Source organism: Allosediminivita pacifica (genome assembly GCF_003054175.1).
GTDB lineage: Bacteria > Pseudomonadota > Alphaproteobacteria > Rhodobacterales > Rhodobacteraceae > Allosediminivita > Allosediminivita pacifica.
Genome location: NZ_QBKN01000024.1, coordinates 1 through 21,616, shown reverse-complemented (window position 1 = coordinate 21,616; position 21,616 = coordinate 1). Strand labels below are relative to the sequence as shown.

Genomic DNA, 21,616 nt, shown 5'->3' with positions numbered 1-21,616 from the left:
TGGGCGGAATGCGCAGTGATCCGACCGGGAAATGGCGGGGGCATCCGGTGGAAATCCGGGAGTCCCAGTGACTTGCCGGTTTTCGGCAATCCGCAATATCGCATCCAAGACATCGGACTGCTTATGTGCTAAGCAAATTGCACGACAGCACGGACGGTGAAGGATGCGATGGCTACGCTTGCAGAGCGCCACAATGTCAGGATCCGGGGCGAGGGAAATTCGGTCGTCGTCTTCGCGCACGGCTTTGGCTGCGATCAGCTGGTCTGGAAGGACGTGGCACCCGCTTTTGAAGGCGATCATCGGGTGCTCCTTTTCGACCTTGCGGGGCTGGGGCGCGCGGACCCGGAGCTTTACGACAGGCAGCGGCACAGCACGCTCGACGGCTATGCGCTGGATCTGATCGCGCTGCTCGACTCCATGGGCCTGAGCCAGGTTCATCTCGTGGCGCACTCGGTGAGCACGATGATCGCGGCGCTGGCCGCGATCCGGCGGCCTGATCTGTTCGCATCGATCGTCATGATCGGCCCCTCGGCCTGCTACCTGAACGACGATGGGTATCGCGGCGGCTTCGAGCGGGAAATGCTCGATCAATTGATCGACCTGCTCGAGGCGAATTTCGTGGACTGGGCCCGGGTTTTCGCGCCCATCGTCATCGGGAATCCAGACCGGCCGAAATTCACCGACGATTTCGTCGAAACCCTGTGCCGCGCCGATCCGCAATTCGCGACGCCTTTTGCGCGTGTGACGTTCTTTTCGGATTGCCGGGAGGATATGCCGAAGGTCGGCGTGCCGGTGACGATCCTGCAGTGCCAGGAAGACCCGGTGGCGCCCGAGCCGGCCATCGCCTTCGTGCACGAGACGATCCCCGGGAGCCGGCTGGTGCGGCTCGAGGCGACGGGACACTGCCCGCACATCACCCACCCCGAAGAGACGGCGGAAACGGTGCGCCGTGCGCTGACCGACGTCGCCCCGGCCGCAGGCACCTGAGATGGCCCAGGACGACGCAGGCCAAGGCGACCCGTTCGACCTTGCCGCGGCGGCGCCCTGCGGGCTGGTCCGGACCGGTGCCGATGGGGTGATCGAGGCGGCCAACCCGCGTTTCCTGCACTGGATCGGCCAGTCGGAATCCGAGGTGATCGGCCTTCAGAGCTTCAGCGATCTGTTGCCGGCCGGTGCGCGCGTCTTCTACGAGATGCACCTGCTGCCGCGGCTCCGGATGGGGGGCGAGCTGGAAGAAACCGCCTTCCAGATCGAGCGGCCCCACATCGGGCGCTGGGACGTGCTGCTGAGCGGGCGGGTGATCGACACCGAAGGCACGACGGTGCTTGCCCTCTTCCCGGCAGACCGGCGCCGGCGCTACGAGCGGGCGCAGTCCAGTCGCCGCGAGGAAGCCGAGAACGAGGCCAACTGGCTGCGGCAGGTCGAGACGTTGGGCGGCATCGGGGCCTGGTCCTTCGACGTCGAGACCGAGACCTTCCGGTGGTCGCCCAAGGTCTTCGAACTGTTCGACCTGCCCGAGGGCAATGCGCCCAGCCTGGTCGACGCGGCGTGCTACCTGTCGAGCGACCAGGTCCGGCGTGACATCCTGCATTACCTGGCGCGGACCAGCCGAACCGGCGAGCCCTTCTCCTCGGAGGTGGCGATCGACACCGACGAAGGCCGCCGGAAACACTTGCTTATCAAGGGCGAGGCCGAGTGGCGGCACGGGCGCATCACCCGGGTGATCGGCGTCGTGCAGGACCTGACCCGGCAACGACAGGCCGAGGCCGAGCGGGACCAGGAAAAGGCCCGCGTGCTTCAACTGAACGCGAACCTGCCGGCGGTCATGATGAGTTTCGAGCGGGGGGTGGAGGGCGGCCTGCGCATCACCTACGTGTCGCCGCGCTGCGAGGTGCTCTGGGGCATCTCGTCCGCCGATCTCTACCGCGATCCGGGCATCCTCGACACGGTGAGCGCAAATGCGGTGCAGGCCGGGATCACGGAGGCGCTGCAGCAGGGGCGGGATTCGACGCTGAACGGGCGCTTCCAGATGCGCACACCGGAGGGCGCGACGCGGTGGTTCGAACTCCGTGGCAGCGTGGCCCCGGACCACCGGGGCGGCGTGGAGGGCAGTTGCGTCTTTCTTGATGTCACGCCCGAGGTCGAGGCGGAGACCGAGCTTGCGACCATGGCTTCGATCGCGCAGCGGGCGCAGAAGAACGAGGCCATCGGCAAGCTGACGGGCGGCGTGGCGCATGATTTCAACAACCTGCTCGCCGTCATCATGGGCAATCTCGAGCTCATGGGCGAAGCCATTTCCGAGGCCGACCGGCAGCACTGCATCGAACAGGCGCTCGGGGCGGTCGAGCGCGGGTCGGGGCTCACGCGCAGCATGCTGGCCTTTGCCCGGCAGGCGCGGCTGGAACCGAAGGTCTTCGACCTTGGCGAGGTGGTGCAACAGACCACGGCCTGGGCCGGTCGGACCTTTCCGGCAACCATCACCATGGAGGTCGGCGCCGCGCCCGGGCTGCCGCGCGTGAGGGCCGATCCCGACATGGCCGCGAGCGCGCTGCTCAACCTGCTGATCAACGCGCGAGACGCCATGCCCGAGGGCGGCGCGCTTCGGGTCGACGTGGCGGCCCAGCAGGTCACGAGCCGGGATGCAAGCGCGGTCCTGGGCGACATGCAGGCAGGAGACTACGTGGTGGTGTCCGTTACGGACACCGGCGAGGGCATCGCCGGCACGGAGGTGTCGCGCATCTTCGAACCCTTCTACACCACCAAGCCGGCGGGCAGCGGATCGGGACTTGGCCTTTCAATGGCCTGCGGCTTCATGCGGCAGTCCGATGGCGGGGTCCGGGTGCGCTCGGCGCCCGGGGAGGGCAGCACCTTCGAGCTCTACTTCCCCGTCGAGGCGGAGGCCCCCGCGCGCAAGACCGAGGTCCCGAGAACGCACGGCACCGCCCCCTTCCGGGGCTGCCGGGTGCTGCTGGTCGAGGACGAGGCGGCGGTGCTCTCGACGCTGGGACGGATGCTTGAGACCGCGGGTTACGACGTGCTGCGGGCGCGATCGGGGGACGAGGCTGCCGTGGCGTTTTCACAAGGCCCGCCCATCGACCTGCTGCTGACCGACATGATCATGCCCGGCAAGCTGCAGGGCAGCGACCTGGCGCGGGCCCTGCGCGCTTCGCGGCCCGACCTGCCGGTCATCTTTCTGACCGGCCATGCCAGCGCCACGATCATGGGCAGCGACGGCGTTCGGCCGGACGACCCCTGCCTGGTCAAGCCGATACCGCGCCGGGCGCTGCTCGAGGCGATCGAAGGCGTGCTCACGCGGGCAGGAGTGACGAAAGGCGGAACGCGGTAAGGCGCGACGGAGGCCAGAGTCCCGCAACTTCCGAGTGACGCTGCGACAGGCCACGCGTCGCCGCACTGCCGCATGGCGGGGTGACAAGCGTCGATCCTATGTCTAGAAGGCCCGCAAAACTCTCCGTCTGCGCAAGAGGATTTCCAATGACCACTCAAGTCTTCGGCCACAAGTCGCCCGATACCGACAGCACCGGCAGCCCGATCATCTGGGCCTGGTACATGACAGAGATCAAGGGCGAGGCCGCCAAGCCCGTCCTGCTGGGCGAGCCCAACACCGAGGCCGCCTTCATGCTCGAGCACTGGAATCTCGACAAGCCCGAGATCATCGGCGACGTGGAAGACGGCGCGCCCGTGGTGATCGTGGACACCAACAACCCCGCCGAACTGCCCGCCAACGTGAACGGTGCCGACATCCGCGGCATCATCGACCACCACAAGCTGGTCGGCGGGCTCGAGACCAAGGGTCCGATCGACATCCGCATCGAGCCGCTCGCCTGCACCGCGACGATCATGCACAAGATGATCGGCAAGGACATGGCGCAGGCGCCTCAGGCGATCAAGGGCGCGATGCTGACCTGCATCCTGTCCGATACGCTGGAGTTCCGTTCGCCCACCACGACGCAGGAAGACCGCGCCGTTGCCGAGGCGCTGGCGCAGGAACTGGGCCTCGACCTGACGGATTACGCGGCCAAGATGTTCGCCGCTAAGTCGGACGTTTCGGCCTTTTCCGACGCTGAGCTGATCCGGATGGATTCCAAGGAATACGAGGTCGACGGCACGAAGTTCCGCGTTTCGGTGCTCGAGACCACGGCGCCGGAAATGCCGCTGGGCCGCAAGGAGAGCCTGATGGCCTCGATGAAGGACGTGGCCGCCGAGGACGGCGTCGACGAGGTGCTGCTTTTCGTGGTGGACATCCTGAAGGAAGAGGCGACGCTGCTGGTGCCCAACGACCTGGTGAAGGGCGTGGCCGAGAAAAGCTTTGGCGCCACCGTCACGGGCGACACCGTGGTTCTGCCCGGCGTGATGAGCCGCAAGAAGCAGATTATCCCGAACCTCAAGGTCTGAGGCGCGTCTGGCCGGCCGGGCATGGGAGCTCTGCCCCCGGCCCTTCGGGCCTCCCCCGGAATATTTCCACCAAGAAGAAGCAGGGGCGGTGCGCGCAGGCCACCGCCCCTTTCGCGTCTGGCCATCGGGGCGGCGCAGCGGCATAGAGGGCGTGCAGGACAGGAGACCCCCATGACGCGCATTATCGAGCAGCTTTCGGACATTTCCGCCAACTACGACGCCATGTTCGTGGACCTCTGGGGCTGCGTGCACGACGGGGTGCGCGCGATCCCCTCGGCTGTGGCGGCGCTGCAGGCCTACCGCAAGGCGGGGGGACTGGTGATCCTGGTGACGAACGCGCCGCGGCCGCGGGCGGGCGTGCAGGAGCAGATCGAGAAGCTGGGCGTGCCAGCCGATGCCTGGGACAGCATTGCGACCTCGGGCGACGCGGCGCGCATGGCCATGTTCCAGGGCGTGGTGGGCAGCCGTGTGTGGTTCATGGGCGAGGAGACGGACATGGGGTTCTTCGAGCCGCTGAAGGCGGTGGATGACCCTGTGCTGATCGAGCGGGTGGAGTTGGAAGAGGCCGAGGGCATCGTCTGCTGCGGGCCCTTCGACCGGCATGCGGCGCCCGAGACGGTGCGCCCCGAGCTGCTGCTGGCGCAGAAGAAGGGGTTGAAGCTGCTCTGTGCCAACCCCGACATCGTGGTGGACCGGGGCGAGACGCGCGAGTGGTGCGCCGGCGCGGTGGCCGAACTCTATACCGAGATGGGGGGCGTGAGCCTCTACTTCGGCAAGCCGCATCCGCCGATCTACGACCTTGCCCGCCGGCGCCTGTCGGAACTGGTGGCGGGCGTCGACAGGATGCCGATCCTGGCGGTGGGTGACGGCATCGCCACCGACATCAAGGGCGCACTCGGCGAGGATATCGATTCGCTCTTCATCACCGGCGGGCTGGCCCGGCAGGAGACGAAGACCACCGACCAGCCGAACCCGCAGGCGCTGGAGAGCTACCTGGCAGAGGCCCGCATTTCGCCGACATTTTCCATCGGCGCGCTACGCTGAGGCCTTGGGACTTGCACTTTCTGCGCGCGCGAAGTAATAAAATGTCCAAATGCGCCTTAGGCGTGGTCATTTGTTACCGACGCGTTCCAACGCGCCGTGGGCCGGGAGAGGCCGATGGAGGCTCAGATGTTCGACAATCTTCCGCGTGGCACGATCTGCATCGAGGATATCGAGATGGGGATGAGCCGCTACCTGCAGAAGCAGGTGACGGATCGCGACATCGAGATGTTCGCGGAGGTCTCGACCGACCGGAACCCGGTCCATCTGGACGAGGACTACGCGCAGGAGACGATCTTCGAGGGGCGCATCGCCCACGGCATGCTGACGGCCGGGCTGATTTCGGCGGTGATCGGCGAGCAGCTTCCCGGGCACGGCACCGTTTACCTCGGCCAGTCGCTGAAGTTCCTCGGCCCCGTGCGTCCCGGCGACACGGTACGCGCGGAGGTGACGGTCACGGGCATCGACCATGCCAAGCGGCGGGTCACGCTGGACTGCCGCTGCGAAGTCGACGGCAAGCTGGTGCTGGCGGGCGAGGCGAAGGTGCTGGCCCCCTCGCGCAAGTTCGACTGACACGCAGCGACGCCGGTCAGCCCCCGGCCGCGATGGCCCGGACCGAGCCGCGGGTGGTCTGCCGCGGCGAGAGACGCAGATGGCGCGGCGCCTCGGCCAGTCCAGAGATCCGGTCGATGAGCATCTTTGCCGCGGTTTCGCCCATGCGGCGGCGCGGTTGGGCCACCGCGTCGTAGCCGGGGGACACGAAGCTCATCCAGTCGAGATCGTCGAACCCCACGAAGGAGAGGTCATCGGGGATCCGGTGACCGGTCTTCAGCAGGGCCGACATGATCCCGCGCGTCATCCTCGCGCTGCCCGCCACCAGGGCCGTGGGACGCCGCGGTGCCTGCAGGAGCTCGAGCGCGGCGCGCTCGGCCGCCTCGGCGCGGCGGTCGGCCACCTGTGCGAGAAGAGAGAGGTCCACCGGCAGGCCCGCGTCCTCGTGGGCCAGAAGGTAGCCATGGAAGCGCTGCCATCCCGGGTGCAGCATGCTGTCCGTGGCAAGCGCGCGGGACCGGGGCCGGGTGACGAAATCCGCGGCGCTGCGCGCCTCGGTCCGCGGAAGGTCGAGTGCAAGGCCGATCGCCTCGTGCCCGGCGGCGATCAGCCGGGCGACGCAGTCGCGGGCGGCGCCGACGTTGTCGATGGCAACGCTGTCCACGTCGAGGCCCGCCACCTCGCGGTCGAGCAGGACGACCGGAAGTTGCCCGTCGAGCCTGCGCAGGTGCGCGTCCGAGCTGTCGCCGCAGGGCGCAACGATGAGACCGTCGACCTGCCGGGCGGTGAGATTTCGGATCGCGCGCATTTCCTCGTCCGGGGCTTCGTCGCTGTTCGCGATGAGCACGCCGAAGCCCTCGCGCTCGGCGGTGTCGGCGATTCCACGGATAATGGCGCCGTAGAGCTGGCGCTGGATGCCGGCGGTGACCACCCCGATGGTGCGGGTGCGGCCGGTGATGAGGCTGCGGGCGAGATGGTTGGGCTGGTAGCCGAGGGCCTCGGCCGCGCGGAGCACGCGGGCCTTCTTGTCCTCGCTGCTATAGCCGTAGCCGCCCAGCACACGCCCCGCCGTGGCGGTGCTGACGCCGGCAAGTTGCGCGACATCGGCGATCGTGGCCTTGCGGACGCTCATGGTGCCGGTCGGCTGTTGTCCGGCGCGGCGTGCCACCTGTTCCGCATCATTCCTACCCCTCCGATCAACGACGCCCATTGGCGTCACCCACGAAAAAGCTCAGGAGTATTCGCGCGATAGGTGCAAGGAGGCGGTAGGGGAAGCCTCGTGCATTCGGTGCCGGGTGATGCCAAAAGATGACATTATTGGCATCACCCGCGACATGAGAACGCAGTCAGATCAGATGGCTTTGCCATCCTTGTCGAAGTGGTGAACCGGGCCGGTCGCCTCGACCCCGATGACTTCACCCTCGGAGATTTCCGTGTCGCCGAGCTGGCGCAGGGTGATCCGGCCGAGGGGGCCTGCGTCGACGATCAGGTAGGTATCGGCGCCGAGGTACTCGATCACCTCGACCTGCCCGTCGAAGAGCCCCTGCCCCGGCGCGGCGGGGCGCAGGTGCTCGGGACGTACGCCGAGCGTCGTGGCCGGGCGCGACCCCTCGTAGGGCGACGGACGACCGCCTTCGAGGTGCAGCTCTCCACCCTCGGTCCTGCAGGGCATGACGTTCATGGCGGGAGAGCCGATGAACTGCGCCACGAAGAGGTTGGCGGGCTTCTCGTAGAGCTCGCGCGGGGTACCGACCTGCGCGATGGTGCCGTATTCGAGCACCACGATACGGTCGGCGAGCGTCATCGCCTCGACCTGGTCGTGGGTCACGTAGATCATGGTGCGGCCCAGCGCCTTGTGCAGCTTGGCGATCTCGTAGCGCATCTCGACCCGCAGCGCGGCGTCGAGGTTCGACAGGGGCTCGTCGAAGAGAAAGGCGGTGGGGTCGCGGACGATCGAGCGGCCGATCGCGACGCGCTGGCGCTGGCCGCCCGAGAGGGCCTTGGGCCGGCGGTCGAGGAAGTCCTCGAGCTTGAGGATACGTGCGGCGTTGCCGACCTTCTCGTCCATCTCGGACTTGGGCGCGCCGGCGGTCTTGAGCGAGAAGCCCATGTTGTCGCGCACGGACATGTGCGGATAGAGCGCGTAGCTCTGGAACACCATGCTGAGGCCGCGCTTGGACGGCGGATCGCTGGTCACGTCCTTGCCATCGATGCGCAGCGCCCCGCGCGAGATTTCCTCGAGCCCGCCGATCATGCGCAGGAGCGTGGACTTGCCGCATCCCGAGGGGCCGACGAAGACCACGAATTCCCCGTCACGGATGTCGAGATCGACACCCTTGATGACCTGGACCTCGCCGAACCATTTTTCGATCTTGTCGAGCTGGATCGCTCCCATATCAGGCCTCCCCTGCATTTGGGCTGGCCCATGCCAGCCAGATCGCCGCGGTCCACGTGAACCTGTCGCCGCCGCAGGCGGTGCCGTCGATCGGGTCGAAGTATTCGAAGAAGCCGCCGTTGCGGATGAGCTCGGCGGTTTCGCGGCGCAGGCGCGCTTCCTCGGTGGTGCGTCCGGCGCTAGACAGGCCCACGGCGATGAGGGCATTGACCACCGGCCATGTCGGCCCGCGCCAGTAGCGACGGGGGTCAAAGCTGTCGGCGGCGGGGTCGTTCGAGGGAATGCCGTATGTCACCCGGTCCCACATGGCGCCAAGCTTTTGCTCCATCGCGGCGTTCTCGACGCCAGCGAGCAGGCCGAGGGCCGCGCCGGAAGAGATGGCCTTGGCGAATTCGCCCGTCTTCATGTCGCGGGCACAGTAGGCCTGCAGCTCCTCGTTCCAGATCTCGGGCAGCGCGGCCTCGATCTCGTCGGCCATGGCGCGCGGCTCGGAGGGGTCCTCGCCCAGCAGCTCGGCGATGGCGGCGAGGTCGCGGTTGGCACGGATCAGGATGAACTGGATCGCGGGGTCGGCCATGAGGAACGGGCCCTCGTGCAGGATCTTGGCCTGATCCCAGCCGTGCTCGCGCCCGTAGTAGACGATGGCGAGGTAGCGGTCGTAATCCTCCTTGCCGGGGCGCATGGAGGCATCGACGTGGCCGGTGTCGCGGCGCTGGTAGTCGCCCACGCCGGAGGTGTCGACATTGGCCATGCCCGGGTCCCAGTCGGGGCAGTTGTCGCGGCCCGACTCCCATGGGTGGGTAACGCAGGCCACGCCGTTCACGCAGCGCCAGTCGCGCCACCACCGGTGGAAGGCGAGCATGTGCGGGTAGAGCGCGCGCAGGCGTTCGGTGTCGCCGGTGCGTTCGTGGATCAGCCGCGCGAGGATCGCCGTCACAGGCGGCTGCGAGATGCCGGAGCTGGCGGGCGTTGTGCCCGTGCCCCAGACGTCGGGACCGGGGAAGTAGCCGTCGTCTTCCTTGTGGAAGATGATGTGCGGCACCATGCCGGTGTCCCACTGCGCCGAGAACAGCGTGTCGAGTTCGGTCCAGGCCCGGTCGGCGTCAAAGGTGGAGAAGCCCCAGGCCGCGAAGGCCGAGTCCCAGTTCCACTGGAAGGGATAGAGCCCCTCTGTGGGGATCGTGTAGCCCCCCTTGTCGTTGCCGGTCAGGATCGCGCGGGCGTCGGCGTCGAGCGCGTCGTCTGTCATGGTCATCCTTTCACCGAGCCTGCGGTCAGGCCCTTGGTCATGAAGCGTTCGAGGCCGAGGAAGATCGCCATGATCGGAAGCGTCGCGATCACGGAGCCGGCCATGAGGTGTTGTCTCGGGATTTCCGAGGAGTTGAGCATCGCCACCCCGCGGGTGAGCGTGAACTTCGACGGGTCGTCCAGCAGCATGAAGGCCAGCAGGAACTCGTTCCACGCGATCATGAAGACGTAGAGCGAGACCGAGGCCAGCGCGGGCAGCGAGAGCGGCAGGGTGATCTTCCAGATCACCGCCAGCCGCGAGAGCCCGTCCATGAGCCCCGCCTCCTCGACCTCGGCCGGCAGGCCACGGAAGTAGCCCTGCAGCATGTAGAGGCCAACGGGGATGGTGGTGACGGGGTAGATCAGCACGAGGCCGACGATGGAGTTGCGCAGGCCCGTCATCGAGAAGGCGATGTAGATGGGCAGCGCCAGCACGATCATCGGCACCATGTAGATGAGCAGGATCGACCGAGAGAAGGCCGCCCGCCCGCTGAAGCGCAGGCGCGCCACGGCATAGGCGCCGGGGATCGAGAACAGCAGCGTGAGGAAGACGGTGGCCACCGAGACCATGAAGCTGGTCAGCAGATAGGAGCCGAAATTGAAATCCGTCATCAGCTCGTAATAGCTGTCGAAGAGGTGCCAGCCCTGGCTGAGGTCGAGCCCGAAATCGAGCGGGTTCTGCATGAGCTCCGACTGGTTCTTCAGGCTGGTCATGACCATCACGTAGAAGGGGATGGCCACAATCGCCGTGAAGAAGACGTAGCCGAAACCGGTGAGGAAGCGGATCACCGCGGCCTCGAACTCGTGCCGGGTCAGATCGCCCGGGACGACATCATCAAGGATGCGCCGCAGGCTCCACCATGCGGCCAGCGCCATGATGGCGCCGGTGGCGAGGCGAAGGACCGGCCCGACCTCGGCCCCGAAGAGCACCGGGGCCGGCAGGACCACGTGGGCGAGGCCCATGGCGACTGAGAGACCGATCAGGATGGCGGGCGAGAAGACCGTGCCGAGGCCCAGCGCGGCGCCCCAGGCGAGCGACCACAGGATGCCCGGACGCAGCGCCTCGCCGGTGCCGAAGCTGAGCGCGACCGATACGGTCACCGCCAGTACCATGACCCAGAGCGCGCCGAGCACGGCGCCGGTGAGAGTTCCCTTGCGCAGGTTGCTCATGTCACAGGCCCTCCTCGCGGCTGATGAATCGGAAGAAGAGGAAGGAGAAGATCAGCAGGCAGACGAAGATCACCACCGCCACGGCGGCCCCTGCCCCGATGTTCGAGACGGCGAAGGCCTGTTCGTAGACGTTCACGGTCAGCGTGCGGGTGCCCGCGTTGCCCCCGGTGAGCAGGAAGATGTCGTCGAACTTGTTGAAGGTCCAGATGAAGCGCAGCAGGAACAGGACCGAGAGGATCCCCAAAAGCTGCGGCAGCGACAGGAACCAGAACTTCTGGAAGGGCGAGGCCCCGTCCATGTCCGCCGCCTCGTACATGTCGTCGCCGATGGACTGCATCCGGGCGAGGATGAAGAGGAACGAGAGCGGGAAATAGCGCCAGACCTCGAACACGGTCACCATGATGAGCGCGAGCGGCCGGTCGCCGAAGAAGTTGATCGCGCTGTCGGTCACGCCCATGCGGATGAGCAGCGCGTTGGCCGACCCCGAGAACGGATCGAAGAGGATGATCCAGGTAAAGGCGACGGCGATGACCGGCGCCACGTAGGGGAAGAGGTAGAGCCCCCGCAGGATGCCCTGCCCCTTGAAGGAGCTGTTCAGCAGCATCGTAGCGAACAGGCCTACGATCAGCGCGCCGAGCGTGCCGAAGAGCGTGTAGAAGACCGTGACCCAGAGCACGTGCAGGAACTCGTCGCCGCTGAAGACGCGCTCGAAGTTGTCGAGCGTGAACTCGGCGTTGGTCAGGATGTTGCTGGCCTTGCCGCGCATCTCCGGCTCGCTGGACTCGGCCGCATCGCCCAGGGTGTCCTCGTCGCCGTCGAGGGTGACGGCGAATTCCACCTCGTCGCGGCCGCCGGCATCGAGATCGCCGAGGTCGCAGAAGACCGAAGGCCCGTCGAGCGTGCAGCGCGGGTCGGCCTCGACCACGGCGATGCCGTCGGGCAGCGTGTCGCTCAGCGTGACGCCGATGATCGGCTCGGAGCGCGACGAGTTGCGGACCCGGTACTGGATGCGGATGTCGTCGTCGCTGCCACGCAGGCTTTCGCGGACGACGGGCGCGGGCGGGCGCAGGTCGGCAAGCCCGATGGGCTTGAAGCTGATCCAGAAGATGGCCAGCAGCGGCACGATGACCACGGCCGAGACAATGGCCAGCGTGGGCAGCAGAAGGCCCCAGGCAAGCCGCGCCTCGCGTCGCGCCAGCGGGCCCCGGCCTTTCGGCGGGACGGCATCGGTCAATGCAGTTCTCCCATTCCTTCAGGTGAGCGGGGGCCTTCGCGGCCCCCGCCGATGGCGCCTTACTGGATGGCGCTCAGTTCTTCGTTCATTTGCGCGACCGCGTCGGCGGCCTCGATGTTGCCGTCGATGTACTGGCGCACAACGCGGTTGATGACCTGGCTGTTGACGATCTTGGACGCGAGCGCGAGCTGCCCGTCCTCGCCGCCCCAGCGCTGGGCCACGTCGAGACCGGCGACGATCTCGTCGATCATCTCGGGGTCATAGAGTTCGCCCAGCGGCGCCTGGCGGTCGACGCCCACGGGCAGCTCGGACCACGCCTCGACGTATTCCTCGGGGTTTTCCTCTGTGCCGCGGCGGACCGGGAACTTGCCCTCGGGTGCGATCGACAGCGTTTCGGTGTAGCCGGTGGACATCGAATACTCGATGAACTGCTGCGCCTCGTCGAAGTCCGCGTCCACGGTGATGCCGAGGTATCGCAGGTCGGCCCAGGCGGCGCCATCAGGGTTCGAGGGGCCCGCGAAATTGGTCACGATGCCGGTCTTGGAGGCCAGCTCGGCCGAGGTGGGATCGTCGTTGATTGTCGGCGGGGCGCTGTCGCGGAGCCCGGCGAGTTCGTCGAGGATAAACGGCGACCAGATAATCATGGCCGCGTCACCCGCGAAGTAGAGCGTGCGCGACTGGTCCCAGTAAAGCTCGCCCGGGGGCGATGCCTCGGCGATGGTCTTGTAGAAGTCGAGCACCTCGATGGTGGGCTCTTCCTCGAAACCGGTAAATCCGTCGGGGCCCACGGGGGTCGCGCCGTTGGCGAGGAAGACGTGCTCCAGCACCTGGCTCATGAAGTTCTCGTCCACCTTGGTGGCGGCGACGAAGCCGAACATTTCCGGCGGGTTGTGCAGCGCCTCGATGGCGCTCTCGACGGCCTCGAAGGTCGTCGGCGGCTCAAGGCCCTCCTCCTCGAAGACATCCGAGCGGTAGAGGATCATCTGCGTCCAGCCGTCCACGGGGACCGAGGCCCAGCCGTCTTCGGTTTCCGCAAAGGACAGAGCGCCGGGGGCGAAGGTGTCGGGGCCCAAATCCTCGACCACCTCGGTGGCGGCCTCGACGTCGAGGATGCCAGCTTCGACCCAGGGCAGCGCGTACTGCAGCGTGTGGTAGATCACGTCCGGCAGGTCACCGGCGGCAAAGGCCGCGGTGGCACGGGTGCCGAGGTCGCTCTCGGTCACCGGGATCACCTCGACCGCGATGCCGGTTTCGGCTTCGAAGTCCTCGGCGAGCTGCTCCTGCTTGGCGAGGCGCTCGGGCTGCTCCTCGGTGGTCCAGAAGCGGATGTCCGCCGCGGCGCTTCCGGCGGCGAGGCCGGCCAGTGCCGTGCCCGCCATCAGGCGCGCAAGGTTGCGTTTGATCGTCATGAAGGATCCTCCCTTTCTGGTTGAGATCCCGGTGGCGGGGCGACGGTGCCCCCCTCCCGGTAGGTCGCACGCGCGGTTTCGCGCAAAAGCTCCGGGGACTCGCCCCGGATGCGGGCGATCAGCATCTGCGACAGGCGGGTGCCCGCGCGCTGCTGGTCGACCACGAAGGTGGACAGCGGCGGCTCGAGCGCGGCCGCTTCGGGCGCACCGTCGTAGCCGATGACGGAGATGGTCTCGCCGGGGCGGTGCCCGGCGGCGCGCAGGGCGCGGATGACGCCGGTGGCCAGCAGGTCGGTGGCGCAGATGATCGCGGTGGGCGCGGGATCCTCGGCGAGCAGGTCCTGCGCGGCGGCGGCCCCGGCCTGCGCGGTGGCGCAGCCCGTGATCTCGAGCGCGGGATCGTGGCGCAGCCCCGCGGCGGCGAGGCCTTCGCGGTAGCCCTGAAGGCGCAGCGCCGCATAGGTGAAGGCGCCATCGCCGCCGATGTAGCCGATGCGGCTGTGACCCTGCCCCGCGAGGATGGCCACGGCCTCTTCCATCGCGGTTTCGCCCAACAGGTCGAACCAGGCGCAACCCTCGGTGTCGCCGGTGCGACCGTAGAGGACGAAAGGCACACCGCGTTCGCGCAGGAAGTCGATGCGGGCATCGTCCATCTTGGTGCGCGGCAGGATGAAACCGTCGGCCTTCCGTTCCTCGACGAGGCGGCGGTAGGTCTCGGTCGCCTCTGCCTCGGTCTCGGCGGTGGCGACGGTGAGCGTCCAGCCCTCGGCGCTGGCGCCTTGGGTGATTCCCTTGAGGAAGTCGGCGAGGAAGGGCTTCTGCGCGTCGTGCTGGTCGAGGTGCAGGACAAGCCCCACGGCGCGCACCCGCCCGGTGCGGATCGCCTGCGCATGAGCGAGCGGCGTGTAGCCCAGATCACGGGCCGCTGCCATGACACGCTGGCGCGTCGAGGCGCTGATGTCGGGGTAGTTGTTCAGGGCACGTGACACCGTGCCCTTGGTCAGACTCACGGCCTTGGCGACGTCGGAAATCGTCACCCGAGCGCCCTGCCGATGCTGTGAGTCGATGTGGATTTCTTCCCCCATGCCCCGACTGTCCGCCCCGAAACCGGTTTCGGCAAGAAGCAAAATGCGGCTAATTACGCGGCAGCGCAGCATTCTTGCGCCGCATCCCTGCACGATCCCGTCATGGCATGGGCGCGCCCTCCAAAAAGTGCTACCCGGATCGCCGCGAGCTTTGAGGCGTGAGACATGCAGACAGCCCCGATCCCCCTGACCCGCGATCTCGTGTTGATCGGTGGCGGGCACACCCATGCGCTGGTGCTGCGGAAATGGGGGATGCGCCCCCTGCCCGGCGCGCGCGTGACGCTGATCAATCCGGGACCCACGGCGCCCTATTCGGGCATGCTGCCGGGGCACGTGGCCGGGCACTACCCGCGCGAGGCGCTGGACATCGACCTGGTGAAGCTCGCGCGCTTCGCCGGCGCGCGGCTGGTGCTGGGCGCGGCGGAGGGCATCGACCTTCTCCGGGGCGAGGTCCGCGTGGCAGGGCATCCGCCGGTGGGCTTCGACGTGGCCTCGGTCGACGTGGGCATCACCTCGGCCATGCCCGACCTGCCGGGCTTTGCCGAACACGGCGTGCCCGCCAAGCCACTCGGTCCTTTCGCTGCGAAATGGGCAGTCTGGCGCGACGGAAGCGGCCCGGCGCAGGCCGTGGTGATCGGCGGCGGCGTGGCGGGGGCGGAGCTTGCCATGGCCATGGCCTATGCCCTGCGCGCCCGCGGGCGAGACCATAGCGTGACGCTCTTGGACAATGCGCAGGCGCTGAGCGCGCTGCCCGAACGCAGTGCCGACAAGCTGCGCGCGGCGCTGGCGGCGCAGGGTGTAGTGCTGCGCGAGAACTGCGCCATCGAGGCGGTGACGGCGGAGGGGCTGGTGCTGGCCGGGGGCGAGGTGCTGCACGCGAGCTTCGTCACCGGCGCGGCGGGCGCGCGGCCCTACGGATGGCTTCGGGCCAGCGGGCTGGACCTGCACGAGGGCTTCATCGCGGTGGACGAGACCCTGCGCGGCTCGGACGCGTCCGTCTTTGCCGCCGGGGACTGCGCACACATGGCCTTCGCGCCACGCCCCAAGGCGGGCGTCTACGCCGTGCGGCAGGCGCCTGTGCTGTTCGAGAACCTTCGCACGGCGCTCGCAGGCACTGGCCGGATGCGGCGCTACAGCCCGCAGAAGGACTACCTCAAGCTCATCTCGCTGGGAGAGAAATCCGCGCTGGCTGATCGGGGTGGGTTTGCGCCGTCGGGGCCGCTGCTCTGGCGCTGGAAGGATCGGATCGACCGCAAGTTCATGGAGAAATTCCGCGAATTGCCCCGCATGAACGCGCCCGAGGTGCCCTCGCCCCGGGCTGCGGGGCAGGACGAGGCGCTCGGCGGCAAGATGCTCTGCGGGGGCTGCGGCGCCAAGGTGGGATCGGGCGCGCTGAGCGCGGCGCTGGCGGGGCTGCCTGCCACCACGAGGGACGACATCACCCCCCTACCCGGCGATGACGCGGCGCTGCTGCAGACGGGCGGGGCGCGGCAGGTGCTGACCACCGACCACCTGCGCGCCTTCGTCGAGGACCCGGCGGTCATGGCCCGCATCACGGCGGTGCACGCGCTTGGCGACATCTGGGCCATGGGCGCGGCCCCGCAGGCAGCGGTGGCGCAGATCGTCATCCCGCGCATGTCGCCCGCACTCGCCGAGCGCACGCTGCGCGAGATCATGAGTGCGGCGTCAAAGGTCATCACCGAAGCCGGCGCGGCGGTGGTCGGTGGGCATTCCAGCCAGGGATCCGAGATGACCATCGGGTTCTCGATCACGGGCCTGTGCGAGGCCGAGGCCATCACGCTGGCCGGCGCCCGGCCCGGCGACGACCTCGTGTTGACCAAGCCCATCGGCACCGGCACCGTGCTTGCCGCCGAGATGGAAGGCCGCGCCGATGGCGACGTGGTAGCCGCGGCACTTCAGAGCATGATGCGCTCTTCCGCACGAGCGGCGGAGCTGCTGGCGGGGGCGCATGCCATGACCGACGTGACGGGCTTTGGACTGGCCGGCCACCTGTCGAACATCTGCCGCGCCTCGGGCAACGGGGCGGAGTTGGACCTATCAGCCGTGCCGCTGCTGCCGGGGGCCGAGACGCTGGCGGCCGAGGGCGTGCGCTCCTCGCTCTACCCCGAGAACCGTGCTGCCCTGCTCGGCCTGCCACAAAGCCCGCGCGCCGACCTGATGTTCGACCCGCAGACGGCGGGCGGGTTACTGGCGGCGATCCCGGATGGGGCATCGGTGGTGGCAGCTCTGAGGGCCGACGGCTACGAGGCGGCGGTGATCGGGCGGATCACCGAGGGCTCTCAGATCACCATGTCCTGAAGCGCCGCGGCCATACGGTCGGCCAGGACATCGAGCGCCGCGTCGTCGAGCGCCGGCGTCTCGAAGACCTCGCGCACGTCGGGCTCCATGGCGCGCATCGACTTGTCATAGGCCGGATCGTAGTGATCCGCCGCCAGCGACCGGCAGAGCGCGATGCGGTCGTCGTCATTGATGAGCCCGTTCCAGTGTTCCACCAGCGCGTGGCCCCGGTGGTGGCGCAGCGGCGCCAGCCGGGCCTGCAGGCGATTGCGGTCCGACAGGATGTCGTCATAGGCGCGGGCAAGGTACTGCGCGCGAGCCTGCAGCGGCGCGCGCACCTCGATCCAGGGCGCCTTTTTCATCCCCTCCCAAAGGGACGGCGGCACGAGGATCTGGCCGATCTTGCTGCTCTCGGCCTCGACCAGCACCGGGCGGGCGGGATCGAAACCATGCAGGGCCTGCGCCAGCGCCGTCTCGAACCCCTTCTGGCTGGGCTGGCCGCCCGGCATCTCGCCCAGCAACGACCCGCGGTGACAGGCGAGCCCCTCGAGGTCGAGCACCTGCACGCCGCGCGCCGCAAGGCGGTGCAGCAGGTCGGTCTTGGCCGTGCCGGTGTAGCCGCCGAGCTGGATGAACCGGTGCGGCAGAGAGGTGTCGTAAAGCGCCTGCGTCACGAGCCGCCGGTAGGTCTTGTAGCCGCCCTGCACGGTCTCGGACCGCCAGCCGATCTCGCGCAGCATCCACGAAAACGCGCCCGAGCGCTGCCCGCCCCGCCAGCAGTAGACCAGCGGCTGCCAGCCGCCCTCGTGGTGGGAGAGCCGGGTCTCGATATGCGTGGCGGCGTTGCGGAAGACCAGCGCGGCGCCGATCTTGCGCGCACGGAAGGGGCTTTCCTGCTTGTAGATCGTGCCGACGCGGGCGCGCTCCTCGTTGTCGAGCACGGGCAGGTTGATGGCGCCGGGGACATGGTCCTCGGCGAATTCGGCCGGCGAGCGGACGTCGATGACGTCGTCGTAGTCATGGGTGAAGAAAGCCGAAAGATCGGTGAAAGCCTGCGCCATGTCACCGGGATTACCCCTTGGGGCGACGCTGCGAAAGGGGCTTCGAAAAACTGCCAAATCCCTCTGGACACCGTCCCGGAGCTTCGCTAGACCGCCTCCACCCGAAGGGCAGCGCCCTTCCCCGTGCCCGGGTAGCTCAGGGGTAGAGCAGTGGATTGAAAATCCTCGTGTCGGTGGTTCGATTCCGCCCCCGGGCACCAGCTAAACCAAAAAATATCAATATTTTCAAAGCACTAAAGCAATTTCAACAGAAGCGATGGACCGTTTCATGGACCATTTCTGTACAGATAGGCTGGACGAGGCGAGAACCCTGCCCCCCACCAAGATTCGCCTTTACGGCTCGCGGAAAGTGATAACCTTTAGCTGAGCGCTTAGAAGCCGCCACACGTGTAGATGCAGGAACGCGACAAGCGACATGCGCTGTACAATCGACGCTCCCTTTCGGAGTGACGCTACACGAGATGCACGATCCCAACTGCTGCCCGGCGCAGCCAGCCCCCTCAAAGGCTTTTCTTCAACCGCATCTTTGGGATCTTCGCCACGGCTACTTCGCCTACAGACACTTATCCGCGGTCCGCAAAGTCGGCCCGCCCTGCGACTTGAACCGCATGGTGGCCGAAAGGCCCGACCTCGCTCGCTCAGGCGCCTGTCTGTGATCAACACGCCAGCGAGCGCTTCCGCGTCAACTCGATGAGGTTTTCTGGTGAGCGAGTTGTTCGGCTGGCCAACGCGCATTTCACACGGCTGCGGCCAAAGTTAGTGAACTTTCTCGGTAAGTCACTGACGTTTTATGATAGCATTCCATTGCGACGCTACTTCGATCAATCGCAACAAGGAGAGGCGCCGGGCAGACAAGGACCGCGAGACAGTTCGCAGTTGATTGCTCTACTAGTCCGAGCCCGACATGTTCACACCGATCATAGAGTGGATAGACATCGGCAACTTCAAGCCGGAAGCGAAACAAGCTGGTAGGCCCCTGCCCTTCTCTTCGCGTCACGGGACACGGACGCGCTCACAAGTGTGCCCCTACGCCACAGGCAGGTCCACCAATCGACGACATGGCGTCACGCCAGCGGTTTTCTCAAAGCTCTTTCCGGGTACCGGCACCGAGTCGCAATCGAGCGTTTCTGACCCATTCGACACGCTTTGATTTGGGCCTCTGCGCTCTAACCGAAGGCACCGCACAGCCAAGACTGATGGATCCCAACCACGCGGGCGATGCTGGCATGAGCATCACCACCCACGAATAACGGTTTGCAAAGCCTTATCGGCCCTCTGCCAATTCAAAGGCTAGATCGGAAGTTAAGCGCCGAGAAACGCTTCTCATAGCGGACCCTCGATCGTTCGCGACCACAGCATAAATTCCCCTCATAATCATAATTACCGTCTCTCCGCGATTAACTTAAACGCCGCCTGCCCGAATTGAATGAAGCGACCCAACGATTATTAAAGTGCCAGCGCGCCACTTCAGCTATTTGCCTACGACACGATCCACCGGAGGGTCAATCCGTTGAGATTTGACCTTTCTCTTTTGATCAAAGAAAAAGTTCACCCTAATAACAATTCTATAAAATGTAAATACACTCTCAAGGAGCACGAAGAAAAGAAATGCTATTAAGATGTGATGCGCCCACTCCACATATTGGCGCAGGTTATCCTTAACGCCACCCTGAATATCTAGGTCCGCAACAACACCACCTGCGAAGGAAGAAACTCCATCTATGTTGAATGCAAACAAAAGAGATAGAGTTACGCTAAAGAACGTCACAACGTTGTAGTAGGATATATTGAAGAATAGCTCATCAGAAAGAGTATTCAGTCTCTTGCGCCGAATTCTGTCTTCAATCCCATTGGCACCATCTTCATTCTCTCGCTCGCTGCTCACCAAGAAGAAAATAACACTAAATCCGAAACCAACAAGTATCGACTGCACTGTGATTACAGCCGATACAACTGTGTCAGATGGCGTCCCTAGCACCCAAGAGGATATAAGAGACAGTGTCACAAACAGCAACGTCCTCGCGACAACACTCTTCTTCTTCCCGGATCGGTTGTCGTAGAATGTGCTGTTGTTGCGCCTGACTATCTCAATCAAGCTAGTCATGCATCACCTTATTGATGATCTCCTCGTCGAGCTTTTTTAGCATCTTGGACTTAGCCTTCGCAAGAACAGGCCAGCCGTCATCGTCTAGTTCAACGTCCATATGGAACTTCGTAGCACGCCCTGATTGCCCAAAAAGGTAAACAGTCTTTTTTCCTCTTGCTTTCATTTTTCGGACCGTTACTACGCAATCGAGAATATCCTCATCGTCCACCGAGAATATCTCGTTCTGGCTTAACATTGCTGCGACCTGCTTCTTTATCTGAGGGACAGGCTGCCCCACCATTGACAAAAGATTATCTCTTACCGTAACCTCGAATGTCTCGTCCTTCCCCGATTTCTTGAAGGCAACCATACTCCCACTATTAAATACATTTCCGGCAGCTAGCTCCTTATTGCTGCTAGAAAGAGTAACCCTCACTTCTTGCGGGATTGTATTCATTAGGTCTTCCGCCTCAGAGAAATATGAGCACGACCGCACATTCGGGCCTAGACCTATTTTTTTAAAGAGCGAGCGGCTTAAGGATCCATAGTCCCCGTAGTTTCCAAGATACTGACATCCAAGATAAATGCGCCCACCCTCTGATAGGTAGAGCAGGAAGCAAAAGTTCCGCAGATTAAGAGAATCTGCTGCGATCACCCCCTTCTCTGTATTCTCGAAAGCATGACCCCAATAGGCGGACCGAAACTGGCCAAACAATGTTCGTTCATCTACTCTTTCAAGCTCAAGAAAGGGAACGATCCTTCCATATTTTACGCCGTCGAAATCGTAAGGATCATCGAGGTCGGGATCTGGCTGGGCTTCTATCTTGGCCAAGAGATTCTCAAACTCATCTTGACTAAACGCAGATGCGTTGAAGTGCCCGTCATCTTGACGAACACCCTTCTCGAAGAAATGAAAGCTAACCGATACGCTCTCTTTCGTGTATGTTGTTGGCAAAGCATCCGCCCCTAGCTTTAGTACTGGAAGCACGTATTATGACCCAGATGCGATGCTAAGAAAAGAAACCGCAAGATACTTTCGAATATGGATATCAGATCAACTCGAACAGATCAAGAACATAACATGAATCTTGCGCAGTTCTAGAAGGATCTGGACACCGCGTTCCCGAAGCCCCCCTAAAATCAAGACCCGTGATCAAAGCACCACTCAATAACTCATAACGATGCGGCGATAAGGATTATACCTATATTATTCAATAACTTATAAGTCTCGGGCTAGACGAAATAACGCTAGTCGGCAGGGGTCGACTAACCCAGTTATGGTGGGCTTTGCCACTGGTTTTCCGCGCCTGAGGCTGGGACCTAAGTAAGTACATTGTTACTCACTTCCACTCTACAAGACTATGATGAACCGCACCGAGTTTGTCGGAGGCTTATTGTCATTAGTTACGCGGCCATGTCTTCAGTTTCCAGAGCCGCGTAGAAGTTGGCCTCCGCCTCGGCGGGTGGGATGTTCCCGATGGGCTCGAGCAGACGGCGATTGTTGAACCAGTCGACCCATTCCAAGGTCGCGTATTCGACCGCCTCGAAACTGCGCCAAGGGCCGCGGCGATGGATGACTTCTGCC

Annotated in this window: 16 protein-coding genes, 1 tRNA gene and 1 pseudogene; 7 read left to right on the top strand and 11 right to left on the bottom strand. The window is 65.1% G+C overall.

The window, feature by feature from the left end; genetic code table 11:
• Positions 1 to 168: 168 nt before the first annotated feature.
• The 5 genes from C8N44_RS16915 (at position 169) to C8N44_RS16895 (ending at position 6,027) form a co-directional block, all read left to right on the top strand.
• The gene (locus tag C8N44_RS16915; RefSeq protein WP_107977961.1) at positions 169 to 987 is read left to right on the top strand and encodes an alpha/beta fold hydrolase; all 819 of its coding nucleotides are present in this window, start codon (positions 169 to 171) and stop codon (positions 985 to 987) included.
• A 1-nt stretch (position 988) separates the two neighbouring features.
• Positions 989 to 3,346, top strand: coding sequence for a hybrid sensor histidine kinase/response regulator (locus C8N44_RS16910; RefSeq protein WP_107977960.1), 2,358 nt, complete (start codon positions 989 to 991; stop codon positions 3,344 to 3,346).
• A gap of 146 nt (positions 3,347 to 3,492) precedes the next feature.
• Positions 3,493 to 4,413 carry a manganese-dependent inorganic pyrophosphatase gene (locus tag C8N44_RS16905; protein ID WP_107977959.1) on the top strand — a complete coding sequence of 307 codons (921 nt, stop codon included), beginning with the start codon at positions 3,493 to 3,495 and terminating at the stop codon, positions 4,411 to 4,413.
• 171 nt (positions 4,414 to 4,584) lie between these two features.
• Complete coding sequence (locus C8N44_RS16900) at positions 4,585 to 5,457, top strand: TIGR01459 family HAD-type hydrolase (RefSeq protein ID WP_107977958.1); 873 nt, start codon at positions 4,585 to 4,587, stop codon at positions 5,455 to 5,457.
• A 126-nt stretch (positions 5,458 to 5,583) separates the two neighbouring features.
• Positions 5,584 to 6,027 (top strand): MaoC family dehydratase, encoded by a 444-nt coding sequence (locus C8N44_RS16895; protein WP_107978019.1) that lies wholly within the window; start codon positions 5,584 to 5,586, stop codon positions 6,025 to 6,027.
• Positions 6,028 to 6,043: 16 nt separating this feature from the next.
• Here the strand turns inward: C8N44_RS16895 and C8N44_RS16890 are convergent, their stop codons facing one another.
• The 7 genes from C8N44_RS16890 to C8N44_RS16860 all read right to left on the bottom strand — a co-directional run bounded on the left by C8N44_RS16890 (position 6,044) and on the right by C8N44_RS16860 (position 14,538).
• Complete coding sequence (locus C8N44_RS16890; protein ID WP_158274077.1) at positions 6,044 to 7,138, bottom strand: LacI family DNA-binding transcriptional regulator; 1,095 nt, start codon at positions 7,136 to 7,138, stop codon at positions 6,044 to 6,046.
• 219 nt (positions 7,139 to 7,357) lie between these two features.
• Positions 7,358 to 8,401, bottom strand: a complete 1,044-nt coding sequence (locus C8N44_RS16885) for an ABC transporter ATP-binding protein (protein ID WP_107977956.1) — start codon at positions 8,399 to 8,401, stop codon at positions 7,358 to 7,360.
• Between the two features lies 1 nt (position 8,402).
• A complete protein-coding gene (locus C8N44_RS16880; protein ID WP_308421239.1) occupies positions 8,403 to 9,656 on the bottom strand; it encodes an MGH1-like glycoside hydrolase domain-containing protein in 1,254 nt (417 codons plus the stop codon).
• Positions 9,653 to 10,858, bottom strand: a complete 1,206-nt coding sequence (locus C8N44_RS16875; RefSeq protein WP_107977954.1) for a carbohydrate ABC transporter permease — start codon at positions 10,856 to 10,858, stop codon at positions 9,653 to 9,655. Before C8N44_RS16875 ends, C8N44_RS16880 begins: the two co-directional genes overlap by 4 nt.
• Before the next feature lies 1 nt (position 10,859).
• Positions 10,860 to 12,092 carry a carbohydrate ABC transporter permease gene (locus C8N44_RS16870; protein ID WP_107977953.1) on the bottom strand — a complete coding sequence of 411 codons (1,233 nt, stop codon included), beginning with the start codon at positions 12,090 to 12,092 and terminating at the stop codon, positions 10,860 to 10,862.
• 59 nt (positions 12,093 to 12,151) lie between these two features.
• The gene (locus C8N44_RS16865) at positions 12,152 to 13,501 is read right to left on the bottom strand and encodes an ABC transporter substrate-binding protein (protein ID WP_107977952.1); all 1,350 of its coding nucleotides are present in this window, start codon (positions 13,499 to 13,501) and stop codon (positions 12,152 to 12,154) included.
• Positions 13,498 to 14,538: a LacI family DNA-binding transcriptional regulator gene (locus C8N44_RS16860; RefSeq protein ID WP_244641115.1), complete on the bottom strand. Its 1,041-nt coding sequence runs from the start codon at positions 14,536 to 14,538 to the stop codon at positions 13,498 to 13,500. Before C8N44_RS16860 ends, C8N44_RS16865 begins: the two co-directional genes overlap by 4 nt.
• Before the next feature lie 213 nt (positions 14,539 to 14,751).
• On the opposite strand from C8N44_RS16860, the gene selD reads away from it, so the two are divergent.
• The gene (selD, locus tag C8N44_RS16855) at positions 14,752 to 16,905 is read left to right on the top strand and encodes a selenide, water dikinase SelD (protein ID WP_107977951.1); all 2,154 of its coding nucleotides are present in this window, start codon (positions 14,752 to 14,754) and stop codon (positions 16,903 to 16,905) included.
• Here selD and mnmH read toward each other — a convergent pair.
• On the bottom strand, positions 16,887 to 17,945 hold the full coding sequence (gene mnmH, locus C8N44_RS16850; protein ID WP_107977950.1) for a tRNA 2-selenouridine(34) synthase MnmH: 1,059 nt from the start codon (positions 17,943 to 17,945) through the stop codon (positions 16,887 to 16,889). The two genes, selD and mnmH, sit on opposite strands and share 19 nt — an antisense overlap.
• A 125-nt stretch (positions 17,946 to 18,070) precedes the next feature.
• Here mnmH and C8N44_RS16845 point away from each other — a divergent pair.
• Positions 18,071 to 18,145: transfer RNA gene (locus tag C8N44_RS16845), tRNA-Phe, on the top strand.
• A 1,271-nt stretch (positions 18,146 to 19,416) separates the two neighbouring features.
• Here the strand turns inward: C8N44_RS16845 and C8N44_RS16840 are convergent.
• The 3 genes and pseudogenes from C8N44_RS16840 to C8N44_RS16825 form a co-directional block, all read right to left on the bottom strand.
• Complete coding sequence (locus C8N44_RS16840; RefSeq protein WP_107977949.1) at positions 19,417 to 20,049, bottom strand: hypothetical protein; 633 nt, start codon at positions 20,047 to 20,049, stop codon at positions 19,417 to 19,419.
• The gene (locus C8N44_RS23170; RefSeq protein ID WP_146178857.1) at positions 20,042 to 21,019 is read right to left on the bottom strand and encodes a hypothetical protein; all 978 of its coding nucleotides are present in this window, start codon (positions 21,017 to 21,019) and stop codon (positions 20,042 to 20,044) included. The genes C8N44_RS16840 and C8N44_RS23170 overlap by 8 nt, the downstream gene beginning before the upstream one ends.
• A gap of 416 nt (positions 21,020 to 21,435) precedes the next feature.
• Positions 21,436 to 21,616: pseudogene (locus C8N44_RS16825) on the bottom strand (IS3 family transposase); the annotation flags it as partial.

Excerpts from the sequence above, each read along its gene's own strand:
- C8N44_RS16915 (WP_107977961.1), top strand. The coding sequence starts at position 169 with ATGGCTACGCTTGCAGAGCGCCACAATGTCAGGATCCGGGGCGAGGGA.
- C8N44_RS16910 (WP_107977960.1), top strand. The coding sequence starts at position 989 with ATGGCCCAGGACGACGCAGGCCAAGGCGACCCGTTCGACCTTGCCGCG.
- C8N44_RS16905 (WP_107977959.1), top strand. The coding sequence starts at position 3,493 with ATGACCACTCAAGTCTTCGGCCACAAGTCGCCCGATACCGACAGCACC.
- C8N44_RS16900 (WP_107977958.1), top strand. The coding sequence starts at position 4,585 with ATGACGCGCATTATCGAGCAGCTTTCGGACATTTCCGCCAACTACGAC.
- C8N44_RS16895 (WP_107978019.1), top strand. The coding sequence starts at position 5,584 with ATGTTCGACAATCTTCCGCGTGGCACGATCTGCATCGAGGATATCGAG.
- C8N44_RS16890 (WP_158274077.1), bottom strand. The coding sequence starts at position 7,138 with ATGAGCGTCCGCAAGGCCACGATCGCCGATGTCGCGCAACTTGCCGGC.
- C8N44_RS16885 (WP_107977956.1), bottom strand. The coding sequence starts at position 8,401 with ATGGGAGCGATCCAGCTCGACAAGATCGAAAAATGGTTCGGCGAGGTC.
- C8N44_RS16880 (WP_308421239.1), bottom strand. The coding sequence starts at position 9,656 with ATGACCATGACAGACGACGCGCTCGACGCCGACGCCCGCGCGATCCTG.
- C8N44_RS16875 (WP_107977954.1), bottom strand. The coding sequence starts at position 10,858 with ATGAGCAACCTGCGCAAGGGAACTCTCACCGGCGCCGTGCTCGGCGCG.
- C8N44_RS16865 (WP_107977952.1), bottom strand. The coding sequence starts at position 13,501 with ATGACGATCAAACGCAACCTTGCGCGCCTGATGGCGGGCACGGCACTG.
- selD (WP_107977951.1), top strand. The coding sequence starts at position 14,752 with ATGCAGACAGCCCCGATCCCCCTGACCCGCGATCTCGTGTTGATCGGT.
- mnmH (WP_107977950.1), bottom strand. The coding sequence starts at position 17,945 with ATGGCGCAGGCTTTCACCGATCTTTCGGCTTTCTTCACCCATGACTAC.
- C8N44_RS16840 (WP_107977949.1), bottom strand. The coding sequence starts at position 20,049 with ATGACTAGCTTGATTGAGATAGTCAGGCGCAACAACAGCACATTCTAC.